This is a genomic window from Jutongia sp., assembly GCF_057878315.1.
On sequence record NZ_DBLXSO010000067.1, the window covers coordinates 1 to 9,351 of the forward strand.

The 9,351-nt window shown below is 45.2% G+C and carries 8 protein-coding genes; 5 read left to right on the plus strand and 3 right to left on the minus strand.

What is annotated here, in order from left to right; all coding sequences use genetic code 11:
• Both ACZLMD_RS12085 and ACZLMD_RS12090 read left to right on the plus strand, forming a co-directional pair.
• Positions 1-581 (plus strand): Abi family protein (locus tag ACZLMD_RS12085; RefSeq protein ID WP_489495808.1); only part of this gene is annotated, 581 nt, incomplete at its 5' end.
• Between the two features lie 119 nt (positions 582-700).
• On the plus strand, positions 701-2,062 hold the full coding sequence (locus tag ACZLMD_RS12090; RefSeq protein WP_118562089.1) for an MATE family efflux transporter: 1,362 nt from the start codon (positions 701-703) through the stop codon (positions 2,060-2,062).
• A gap of 248 nt (positions 2,063-2,310) precedes the next feature.
• Here the strand turns inward: ACZLMD_RS12090 and ACZLMD_RS12095 are convergent, their stop codons facing one another.
• The gene (locus ACZLMD_RS12095; protein ID WP_022306198.1) at positions 2,311-2,751 is read right to left on the minus strand and encodes a helix-turn-helix transcriptional regulator; all 441 of its coding nucleotides are present in this window, start codon (positions 2,749-2,751) and stop codon (positions 2,311-2,313) included.
• 326 nt (positions 2,752-3,077) lie between these two features.
• Between ACZLMD_RS12095 and ACZLMD_RS12100 the strand changes: the two genes are divergently transcribed.
• Entirely contained in the window at positions 3,078-3,341 is a 264-nt protein-coding gene (locus ACZLMD_RS12100) for a carbon storage regulator (RefSeq protein ID WP_022306197.1), read from the plus strand.
• 171 nt (positions 3,342-3,512) lie between these two features.
• The gene (locus ACZLMD_RS12105; RefSeq protein ID WP_489495809.1) at positions 3,513-5,339 is read left to right on the plus strand and encodes a flagellin N-terminal helical domain-containing protein; all 1,827 of its coding nucleotides are present in this window, start codon (positions 3,513-3,515) and stop codon (positions 5,337-5,339) included.
• 857 nt (positions 5,340-6,196) lie between these two features.
• On the opposite strand, the gene ade is transcribed toward ACZLMD_RS12105, so the two are convergent.
• Positions 6,197-7,939, minus strand: a complete 1,743-nt coding sequence (gene ade, locus ACZLMD_RS12110; protein WP_489495810.1) for an adenine deaminase — start codon at positions 7,937-7,939, stop codon at positions 6,197-6,199.
• Positions 7,940-8,134: 195 nt separating this feature from the next.
• Between ade and bioB the strand changes: the two genes are divergently transcribed.
• Positions 8,135-9,100, plus strand: coding sequence for a biotin synthase BioB (gene bioB / locus ACZLMD_RS12115; protein WP_482523740.1), 966 nt, complete (start codon positions 8,135-8,137; stop codon positions 9,098-9,100).
• A gap of 64 nt (positions 9,101-9,164) precedes the next feature.
• On the opposite strand, the gene ACZLMD_RS12120 is transcribed toward bioB, so the two are convergent.
• A partial coding sequence (locus tag ACZLMD_RS12120) for a hypothetical protein (protein ID WP_489495812.1) occupies positions 9,165-9,351 on the minus strand: 187 nt, incomplete at its 5' end.

The window sequence follows — 9,351 nt, forward strand, 5'->3', positions numbered from 1 at the left end:
TTAGTAATTATGAGTATGGAAAACATAAGTCAGATATTCAATATTTGTTTCGTAAAATGAAAGGAAAAATTTCAGGTCGACATGTTTCACCACAAATTGAGCATTACATGAATGTTTATAAAGATGTTCCTTTGTGGGTGCTAATAACAGATTTAACTTTGGGAGAAACGGCAACAATGTATCGTTTTTTGAAGGGACGATGTAAAACATTAGTGTGTAACGATTTTCATGGGATAGGGCGTGCAGAGTTAGGAAAAATGTTAATAATTTTAACGAAATATAGAAACATATGTGCACATGGAAACCGCTTGTTTAATAGCAAAACAGGTGATTCAATATTAGATTGCGAGGTGCACAAAAAACTTAGGATTAACAAAAGTGTAAATGGATATTGTCAGGGGAAATCTGACTTGTTTTCTGTTGTTATTTCATTGAAATATCTGTTGGATAAAAAAGATTTCAGAGAGTTTTACTGCAATTTGAAGGGAGTAATACAAAGGAATAAGTTAAATGATCAGACATTAAATCTAATGGGATTTCCGCCGGAATGGACATCTATATCGCGAATAACGGTATATTAATTTTTCTGATGCTGTATACATAAAAGATACATTTTCTTAACGAAATGTTCATTGTATTTCCGACATCCGTTTTGTATAATAGTTTCGCTTTTTGAAATGATGCAGTGGAGGGAAAGGAAATGGCAGCAGAAAAAAGTAAAATGAAAAACCTCACAGAAGGTTCTCCGGCAAAGCTGATCATCGGTTTTGCGATTCCTATGTTTCTTGGAATGTTATTTCAGCAGTTTTATAGCATGGTCGATACCATGATCGTCGGGAAATTTCTGGGTCTAAAGCCTCTGGCAGGCGTAGGATCTACAGGATCGCTGAATTTTATGGTGATTGGCTTCTGCATTGGTGTGTGCAATGGATTTGCAATACCGGTGGCTCAGAAATTTGGTGCAAAGGATGATAGTGCACTGCGTCGGTTTGTGGCAAATGCGACATGGCTTTGCATTGGCTTTGCGGCTGTAATGACGATCGCCGCATCCGTTTTCTGCAGGGACATTCTGTTGTTTCTGCGGACGCCGCAGAATGTATTTCAGTATGCATACTGGTATATGCTGATCATTTTCCTTGGGATTCCATGTACATTTTTATATAATTTTCTGGCGGCGCTGATCCGCTCGCTCGGAGACAGCAGGACACCTGTGGTATTTTTGGCAATTTCCTCCGTATTAAATATTGTGCTTGATCTGGTATTTATTCTCGTATTTCGTTGGGGCGTGATCGGTGCCGCACTGGCAACAGTTTTGTCGCAGGGTATTTCCGGGGTGTGCTGTCTGTTCTATGTGGGCAGGACATTTCCAATCCTGCATGGAAGCCGCAGCGAATGGAAGGTGCAGCCACGGTATATGGTTCGGTTGTGTACGATCGGGATTCCGATGGGACTGCAGTATTCGATCACGGCGATCGGAACACTCGTTATTCAGGCTGCAGTCAATGGATTTGGCGCAACGGTTATGGCGGGCGTAACGGCAGCCGGTCGTCTGGGCAATTTCCTGTCCTGTCCGATTGAGGCACTTGGTCAGACGATGGCTCCATATGTGGGGCAGAATGTCGGTGCCGGAAAGCTGAAACGTGTCAGTAAGGGGCTGAAGGCTGCATCGTTGATGGGCTTTTGCGTCTCTGCCGTGCTTCTTGTGATTGTTGTATTATTTGGGCGCAGGATGTCCGTTCTCTTTCTGGATGCAGGAGAAGTTGAGGCAATGGGATATGCCTATCAGTACATGACGGTGACTGCGGCAGGTTATTGTCTGCTGACGCTTGTCAACACCGTTCGTTTCACGATTCAGGGAATGGGCTTTTCCGGAATTGCGATCCTCGCCGGAGTGTTTGAAATGGTGGCAAGAACATTGGCAGGAACCTTGCTTGTGGCAGTGGCAGGCTACTTCGGTATTTGTATGGCAAATACGCTGGCATGGATTTTTGCGGATGCATTTTTGATCCCGGCATTTTTCCTGTGTCGCAGGAGACTCGAGAAGCATTATCCGTCTGAGTGACAAATGTTACAAAAATGGCTTCGGCATTTTGTAACATATTACATATTTACTCGAATGACAAGGCGGTTGACGTTGGTTATCTTCGAGAAATAATATTTTATTTTTGTGCAAAAAACATACTGATAATATGTGGTCAGCCCCTTAGAATAATGGTACAGATAAACCGCCGATAGGGATTTTAAACGGCGGTTTATTTTTATGAATTAATTTTATAAAAACATATATCTAAATTTGTTCACATCATAATCTTACTTTTCCTTTTCGGGATTCTTGCGTGCCTTGATCTTGGCGATTTCAATCATTTCATTCCGATCTTCTTCGCTCATTTTCTTAAAATGGTAAAGAAGCTCCTTCTCGATAGGAGTTGCAAACATATATTTCTTACGGTTCGAAGGTTCATTATAAAAATCAAGATATTCAGAAAGCTCGGTGCTTGAAGCAGACGGCACAGGGGCATCATACGACTCATCGCGATCCACATCCATCGTTATATGAAGCAGGTCATCCACAGAAATATTATAAAGTCCCGAAAGCTTATATAAAACTTCTGCATCGGGTACACGCCTGCCGGTCTCATAGTGGCTGTAGGTCTGGCGGACAACGCCGAGAGCTGCCGCAACATAATCCTGCGTATAATTATTTACGATTCTTAATTCTTTCAATTTCTGTGAGAGTAATTCACGATTCATTGCAAACACCGCCTTCTTTTCGATAAGTATATTTCTCCCTATTAACGCGGATGTTACAAAGTGTAGCAAATGCACAAGTTATTGTTGGACGATTAGTGAAATATTAACGAAAATAGTTGCACAAAGATACAAAAATCGTTCGAGCGGACGAAATATCCCTCAAATGATTTTGGCTATTATGTATATTATTTGACAAATAAATTGTTGGAAAGTCACAAAATGTAGCATAATTAGAAAAATATGTTAAAGGATATTAACATCATGACGATATAAAGTATACAAAACGTAGCATAAAGGAATTGCACGAGGTTACAGGGAGGTATATCATGCTGAAATTATCATTAAAACAAGGACAGTATGTAAATATCGGTGATGACATTCGCGTGGTCTATGTAGGAGGCAGCGGTGGACAGGGACGACTGATGATCGACGCACCGAAGGAAGTGCCGATCGTTAGAAGCAGCATCGAAGAAAATCCGGAGAGAAGAAAAGACACCTATTATCCGGAAAAGAAGATTTCTGCAAAAGCACAGAAGGAGATCGAACGGATTCTTTGGAATGAACGCCATCAGGGCGATACAGCCAAATAGAACCGGCGGAACACAGGGACAGCGAAAGCTCATGACAAACGTCCCATTAAATTGGTAATAGGCAGAAACACACCCGGGACTTCTGCTTGTTATAGATAACACCCTCGGGAAACGGAGTTCCAGAGGACAACAAATCATAAACCACAAACGTGGAACAAGGAGGATAATATTATGATAGTACAACACAACATTACGGCGATGAACGCAAACAGAATGCTGGGTCTGACAACAGGCTCCCTTTCTAAGTCAACAGAGAAGCTTTCTTCCGGTTACAGAATCAACCGTGCAGCAGACGATGCAGCAGGTCTTACCATTTCCGAGAAGATGAGAAAGCAGATCCGTGGTCTTGACCAGGCATCTACCAACGCAGAGGACGGTGTTTCTGCAGTGCAGACAGCAGAGGGTGCTCTGACTGAGGTTCACTCAATGCTTCAGAGAATGAACGAGCTGGCTACACAGGCTGCAAACGGTACAAACTCTACATCTGATCGTCAGGCAATACAGGACGAGATTTCGCAGCTTACAACTGAGATTGACCGTGTCTCTGAGACAACAAAGTTCAATGAGATCTATCTCTTAAAGGGTGACAAGTCCGGCGCAACACAGACAAATACATTGGCAGCTCATGATGCTGGTCTGGATGGAACACTTGGTGCATCTGTAGATGGCAAGACAACATTCACAGCAGACAAGGTGGAAGTTGGCGGCAAGGTAACAATTGCCGGAACAGAGTATAACATTGTAGATTCTTCTAAGACAAGTGATTATACTTCGATCAAAGAATATGCGACTCCAGCAGCGGGTGACAAGCTTGTTCAGGATGGCAAGACATATACTTATGTTGATAAATCTGGAAAGACACCGGCAGGAAAAACAGCGGCAGATAAGGGTTGGTTTGCTGAAGATAATACCACGGGTACAGCAGACACTATAACTCTGAAAGAAGGTTCTACATTAACAAAAAAAGCTGATGGTAAGACAACAACGCTTGTTGGAAACGGCAGCACAGAGTTAGCTACAGCAGCAAAAGCTACTCCTACATGGGCGAAGGGTGATACTTTAGTTCATGAGGGTAAAACGTATGTAAATGATGGAACCAATTGGAAAGATGAAGATGGTACTACAGTAGCTGCCAAAGATTTGACACCAAAGGCAGGCGATACGTACACAATAAAGGATACTGGAAAATCTGGTCAGATTGATAATGGTGGCATTTCCACAGTTGATAATATTCAGGATAAGATTAAAACTTTGACAACAGGAACAGTTACGCTCAAAAAATCTGCATCTGATATAGGAAAAACGTATACGATTGGTACTTCTACCAAGGAAGACGGAACAGCATATACAGCAGATGATGTTGCTGCTTTAGTTAAAAGTGGAATGTATGTAAACGATGGAACCGATACTTATTATGCAGTTCCAAAGAGTTCTGGAAAAGCAAATGACATTACTATTCAGGACGCATATGCAAAGATGGCAGAGGAGCTTAAGAAAGCAAGCTCTATTGGTGCAGACAAGAGTGCAGAGGTAAAGAATAACGGAGATGGTACTTTTGAGATTACACAGGGTACCGTTGATGTTACAGAAGGTCTTTCCTTCAGCCTTCATGTAGGTGCTGATGCTGATATGACCAATAAGATCAATGTAAATATTGATTCTATGTCTGCAGCTGGTCTTGGAATCAAGGGACTGAATGTGGCTGATGACAATGGTTCCGCTGCTACTTATGCAGTAGATGCTATTGCAGATGCAATCTCTAAGGTTTCTTCACAGCGTTCCGCACTTGGTGCTGTTCAGAACCGTCTTGAGCACACCATCGACAACCTGGATAACGTTGTTGAGAACACCACCTCTGCTGAGTCTCGTATCCGTGATACAGACATGGCTGAAGAGATGGTTAACTACTCAAAGAACAGCATCCTTCAGCAGGCTGGTCAGTCTATGCTCGCACAGGCTAATCAGGCAAATCAGGGTGTTCTGTCACTTCTTCAGTAATTCCCGGAGAAGCTTTGAGTATGCAGCGTAAAGCTGTCTCATAAGTTGTGTAATAACTTCACCGTCGATCGGATGATTCCGGTCGGCGGTGTTTTCTTGTTTATACAGAAAATAAAAATGGGTACCGCCATATTAGCGACCGCCACCCGGGCAACGTCTGTTTATAAGACTCACACTAATATAGGCTTACATACCCATTAAGAAATCAAGTTACTAAGACTTTCTATACCAAGAATGGTAATTCGCCCATAATATTTCTTATGCCCGATTATTTAGAAATCATATTTTGCCTGCCAATATATTAAAAATCCGTGAGCTAGGACTAAAAAATTGTCTTGTCACTTACGGATTTCGAAAAGTCTAATTGCTTTGCTGCTTTGATTTTTGATAAACGCATCCTGCCGTACTCGCTCCAAGGTGGGATTCAGATGTTTCGAAAGGCACTTTGCACCCGCCGGTACTTACGTCCCATACAATTTAAATAACATTATGTTCTATTATAAATTTGTATGGGGCGTTATGTACCGCTGCGTGGTGCAGTGGTAGCGGGAGCGTGCCGTCCGAAATAGCTGAGCCCACCTACGGAGCTCAGTCGTGCGGATGCGTATTTATCAAAGCATTGCAAAGCAAAGACTTTTCAGAAATCCTACTGATCTGCGTCAATTTTAATGCCACCTGCTCACGGTTGTTCAAAAAACTAAGACAAAAATCATCTTTGCATTACGGACATAAGAAATAGTATGGGCGCAATCCACTAATCGGTGTGCGAAGTTTGAGTTACATATTTAAAAGATTTGTAAACGGGTCGGCAAAAGTGGAGCTGTTTGTAGGATTGGCTTTTATGTTATATTGCAGAATCAGAAGGAAGCCTTCACAACCTTCTGTGCGTTTACATCAATGACGCCGTATGTATTCAGGCGCAGAGCCGGGATAACCGGAAGGCTGACAAAGCTCAGCGTCATGAAAGGATCAATCTCACCGGAAATATCCCAGTCTGCAAGGATCTGCTTCATGGCCTCCAGACGGGCATCAACCTCCTCGAGAGGAAGTGTGGACATCAGTCCGCCAATCTGCAGCGGCAGATCCGCAACGATCTGTCCGTCCAGTGCGATGGCAAGACCGCCCTCGTTTGCGATTACGCGGTTGGCGGCGCAGGCGATATCCGCATCATTGGTTCCGGCGATCACAAGGTTGTGGGAATCGTGGCCTACACTCGTTGCAACAGCTCCTTTCTTCAGACCGTATCTGCCAAGGAAGCCCTTGCCGATGTGACCGGTGTTTTTGTGGCGCTCCAAAGCAACAATCTTAACAATATCCTCGGTGAGATTGACTCCGGCGGCACAGCAGGACTGTGAGGTGCAGTCAGCGATCCGTTCGGCGGTGAGAAGCTCATGGGCGTTCAGGTCGATCACACGGATATGCTCTCCAAGCTCTTCCATGGCAAGCTGCTCCGGCTGAACCGGATCAACATGGAAGGAATGGTAAACGCGGTCGGTCACGGACTGTACCATTTCCGGGACAGAGGATTCAACAAGACTTTTGCCGTTCTCAGCGGCAAGCTCGCCGTTCTTGTAAACCTCCAGTACATTCAGATCAGTCAGGTTATCGAGTACCGCAATATCAGCGTGGTAGCCGGGAGCGATGGCACCGTTATCCTTCAGACCGAAATAAGCTGCGGCGTTGAAGGTGCCTGCCTTGATCGCAAGGATCGGATTGACACCCTTCTGTACGGCTTTACGGACAATAGCATCAATGTGACCGTCACGCAGAAGATCGCACGGATGCTTGTCATCGGTGACCAGCATGATCCGCTGTGCATATGGAGCCTCAAACAATGGAAGAAGGGCATCCAGATTGTGGGCGGCAGTACCCTCACGGATCATGATCCACTGACCACGGGCAAACTTCTCCTTTGCTTCGTCTGCATTGGAGCATTCATGATCGGAGCGGATGCCTGCAGCAACATAGCCGTTTAATTCACGACCGGACAACAGAGGGGCATGTCCGTCAATAATGCCACCGTGCTCCAGCGTGACGTGGATCTTATCTAAGATGGCAGGATCCGCCTGATTAACACCAAAGGAATTCATCATTTCCGCAAGACCGATCACACGCGGATTGCTGTAGAACGGAGCAATATCCTCCGCTTCCAGGCAGGCACCGGATTCATCCAGTGCTGTGGCAGGAACGCAGGATGGCACAACAAAGAACACATCCATCGTCATGTCCTCGGTATATTTGAGCATAAAGTCAATGCCCCGGCTGCCGGCAACGTTGGCGATCTCATGAGGGTCGGTGATCACTGCAGTCGTGCCGTGCGGAAGAACCGCCTTTTCAAACTCTGTCGGTGCGACCATCGAGCTTTCGAGATGGATGTGTCCGTCAATAAATCCGGGACAGACATATTTGCCGGTCATGTCCTTCTCGCACACACCCTCATAGCTGCCGATGCCGGCGATCATGCCGTCTGCGATCGCGACATCACCGGTTTCGATACTCTCCGTAAATACGTTTATAATGTTGGCATTTTTCAGGACAAGATCTGCTTTCTGCCTGCCGTTTGCCACATTGATGATCTTTTCGTTCACTGTCTGTTTCATGATGATAACCATTCCTTTCTGAAGCCGTGAATATCTTTTCGATAATTTAATTTTACCTTTGCGGCTGATATTTTGCAAGAGAAAAGGGACGTATGAGGGAAGTGATGAAGAGGGGCGGTAAACCGGGGAAAAGCGGTCTGATTGTAATTCCGGCGGGGATTGTATAAAATAGAAAGCGAAATGGAGGATGAAGACATGGTTCAGAAATTAAAACAAAAGGTAATGGACGGGAAAGAGATCACAAAGGAAGAGGCGATGACTCTGGCAGAGGCGGATTTAGACGAGCTTTGTCAGGCGGCAGATGAGATCAGAAAGCATTTCTGCGGAAATGTGTTTGATATCTGCAGCTGTATCAATGTAAAGGGTGGAAAATGCTCCGAGGACTGCAAATTCTGTCCGCAGTCCTGTTTTAACGATAAAGTAGAGGTAAAGCCGCATACACTGATCGGCTCGGATCAGATGCTTGAGGAGGCTGCGTACATGGCGCAAAAGGGCGTTGTGCGCTGTGATCTTGTCTCTTCCGGCCGGAGACTTCCAAAGGATGATGTCCGAAAAATCGTACAGGACATTGAAAGGATCCGGAAGGAAACCGGCATTGCGGTGTGCTGTTCCTTCGGTCTTCTGGATCAGGAGGACTGTGAGATGTTAAGGAAGGCAGGGATCACCAGACTTCATAATAATCTGGAGAGCTCAAGAACATTTTTCACCGGGGTATGCTCCTCACACAGCACGGATGACAAGATGGCAACGCTTCGGGCGGCACGGGCTGCCGGGCTGACACTTTGCAGTGGGTGCCTGATCAATCTCGGGGAGAGTATGGAGGACCGGATCGAGCTTGCACTGATGGAGCGGGAGCTGGGCGTGAAATCCATTCCGGTCAATGTATTAAATCCGATCAAGGATTCGCCGTTTGAGGATCGGAAGCCGATGACGAACGAGGAATTCTGCCGGACTGTGGCGGTATTTCGTTTTCTTCTGCCGGATGCATCGATCCGTCTGGCGGCAGGAAGGATTTATCTTGCAGACCACGGAAAGCGCGCGTTGTCTTCCGGGGCGAATGCGGCGATCACAGGAGATTTTCTGATGACAGGCGGGATGTCGATCGATTCCGATATGGCGATGGCGAAGGAGCTTGGCTATAAGCCGGGGCTCTGGAAATGATCGTTTGATATAGAAGCTTCTAAGACTTCATATACCAAGGATAGATATCCGCCCATAATATTTCTTATGTCCGGAAAATAAAATATCCATTTTGCCTCGGAAAATAAGTTAATCCGTGAGCTATGTCTAAAAAATTGACGCAGATCAGTAGGATTTCTGAAAAATCTTTGCTTTGCAATGCTTTGATAAATACGCATCCGCACGACTGAGCCCCATAGGTGGGCTCAGCTATTTCGGACGGCACGCTCCCG